3 protein-coding genes and 1 pseudogene are annotated in these 2099 nt (G+C 66.1%); 3 read left to right on the top strand and 1 reads right to left on the bottom strand.

Annotated features, from left to right (window positions below; genetic code table 11):
• From HMPREF9538_RS30095 to HMPREF9538_RS12130, 3 genes are all read left to right on the top strand, one after another.
• The coding region (locus HMPREF9538_RS30095; protein WP_009485302.1) for an amino acid ABC transporter ATP-binding protein at positions 1-518 on the top strand (518 nt) is incomplete at its 5' end.
• A complete protein-coding gene (locus HMPREF9538_RS12125) occupies positions 515-1267 on the top strand; it encodes an amino acid ABC transporter permease (RefSeq protein ID WP_004178715.1) in 753 nt (250 codons plus the stop codon). The genes HMPREF9538_RS30095 and HMPREF9538_RS12125, both read left to right, overlap by 4 nt.
• The gene (locus HMPREF9538_RS12130; RefSeq protein WP_004178714.1) at positions 1257-1946 is read left to right on the top strand and encodes an amino acid ABC transporter permease; all 690 of its coding nucleotides are present in this window, start codon (positions 1257-1259) and stop codon (positions 1944-1946) included. Before HMPREF9538_RS12125 ends, HMPREF9538_RS12130 begins: the two co-directional genes overlap by 11 nt.
• Before the next feature lie 3 nt (positions 1947-1949).
• Here the strand turns inward: HMPREF9538_RS12130 and HMPREF9538_RS32895 are convergent.
• Positions 1950-2099 (bottom strand): annotated as a pseudogene (locus tag HMPREF9538_RS32895) (hypothetical protein); the annotation flags it as partial.

Here is a 2099-nt window from a genome sequence, read left to right as displayed (position 1 = left end):
GCGTCGGCTTTGTCTTCCAGCAGTTCAACCTTTACGCCCACCTGACGGCGCAGGAGAACATCACTCTGGCGCTGGAGCGCGTTCATGGCTGGGAAAAAAGCGCGGCTCAGGCGCGGGCGCTGGCGCTGCTGCGTCAGGTCGGACTGGAAGAAAAAGCGCAGCAGATGCCGGCGCAGCTCTCCGGCGGCCAGCAGCAGCGGGTGGCCATCGCCCGCGCCCTGGCCTCCTCGCCGCAGATTATCCTGTTCGATGAGCCCACCTCGGCGCTCGACCCGGAGATGATCGGCGAAGTGCTGCAGGTGATGAAAACCCTGGCCCACAGCGGGATCACCATGCTGGTGGTGACCCACGAGATGCAGTTTGCCCGCGAAATTGCCGACCGGGTGGTGTTTATCGACGGCGGCGACATCCTCGAAGTCGCCCCGCCGGCTGAGTTTTTCGCCCATCCGCAGCATGCCCGCGCACGGCGTTTTCTGCAGAAGGTGCTGGATCCGCTGCACCAGGAGAGCCTCGAGTGACGCCGATGCTTGACTGGCACGGCGTCCTGAGCGGGCAGCCGTTGCAATGGATTATCTCTGGTTTTCTCACCACCGTCTGGGTCAGCGTCGCCGGGATCCTGCTCGCCACCCTGCTGGCGGTCCTGCTGCTGGCCCTGCGCCTCGGCGGCGGACGCGCGGGGCGCGGACTGGTGGCCGCGTGGGTCTCGTTGTTTCGCAACACTCCGCTGCTGGTCCAGCTGCTGTTCTGGTACTTTGCCGCCTGGAACCTGCTGCCGCTGGCGGTGAAGGAGGTGGTGAACGACGAACACGCCTGGTCCATTTTGCCGGGTAACGTCTGGTGGCTGACGCCGGAGTTCCTCTGCTCGATGTGGGGGCTGGGGGTCTTTACCTCCGCCTTTCTGGTGGAAGAGATCGCCTCCGGACTGCGCGCCGTCAGCCACGGGCAGCGGGAAGCCGCGCTGTCGCAGGGCTTTACGCCGTGGCAGGAGCTGCGCTTTATCCTCCTGCCGCAGGGGCTGGCCAACGCCTGGCAGCCGATTGTCGGCCAGTATCTTAACCTGATGAAACTCTCATCGCTGGCCAGCGGCATCGGCTTTGCGGAACTGACCTATCAGGTGCGGCAGATTGAGAGCTATAACGCGCACGCCCTGGAGGCGTTTGCCGTCGGCACCGCGCTGTACCTGGCGCTGGGGGTGGCGATGGGCGTGGCGCTCACGCGTCTCGGCCCGGGAAGAAAACTGCAACGGAGCGCCCGACATGAACGCTAATCTGGCGGTGATCGCCGATAACCTCGATTACCTGCTGTGGGGCCGGCTGGCGGAGGGCCAGCCCGGCGGCGTGGCGCTGACCCTGCTGATGGCCATCGGCGCCACCCTGCTGGCGCTGCCGGGAGGCATTGCGCTGGCGGGCCTGGCCTGGCGCTACGGCGGGCTGGTGCGGCGTCTGCTGTTTCTGTGGGCGGAAATTATCCGCGGCATCCCGCTGATATTTGTCATCTTCTGGCTGTGGTATCTGCTGCCGATGCTGACCGGCGGCGATCTGCCCGGCGCGGTGACCGTGACCCTGGCACTGGCGTGGTTTACCGCCGCCTCGGTGATGCACTCGGTGCTGGCCGGGCTACAGTCGCTGCCGAAAGGACAGTATGAGGCGGCGCTGACCCAGGGGTTCGCTCCCGGGCAAACGCTGCGCCTGGTGCTGCTCCCGCAGGCGCTGCGCAACGTTCAGCCGTCGCTGGTGGGGATCTTTATCGGCCTGCTGAAGGACACTTCGCTGGCGTTTATCGTCAACGTCCCGGAGCTGACCACCGTGGCCGGCCAGGTCAACAACCGGGTGCAGATCTATCCCCTGGCGATCTTCGTCTTCACCGGCGCGGTGTACTACCTGCTGTGCTGCGGTCTGAGCCTGCTGGCCAGCCGGCGCTTTACCCGCCGCGCGACCACCAGATAAGGCTCACTCCGCGGGACGGGGCTTCAGCGGACAGGTATCGCTGATCTTAATAAATTTGTCGTTATAGACCAGATAGTGGTTCCCCGGCTGGCGCAGCGCCGGCTGGCGAACCACGGCCCCCGCGCGGCGGGGGGCGCCGCGCCCCCCCCCCCC

It is taken from the genome of Klebsiella sp. MS 92-3 (assembly GCF_000195655.1).
Classification (GTDB): Bacteria; Pseudomonadota; Gammaproteobacteria; order Enterobacterales; family Enterobacteriaceae; genus Klebsiella; species Klebsiella pneumoniae.
Note: the sequence above shows the minus strand (reverse complement) of the source record. Positions and strands in the feature narration are given on the sequence as shown.

What these genes read in the sequence shown, in the direction of transcription:
- HMPREF9538_RS12130 (WP_004178714.1), top strand. Translation starts at nt 1,257, where the DNA reads ATGAACGCTAATCTGGCGGTGATCGCCGATAACCTCGATTACCTGCTG.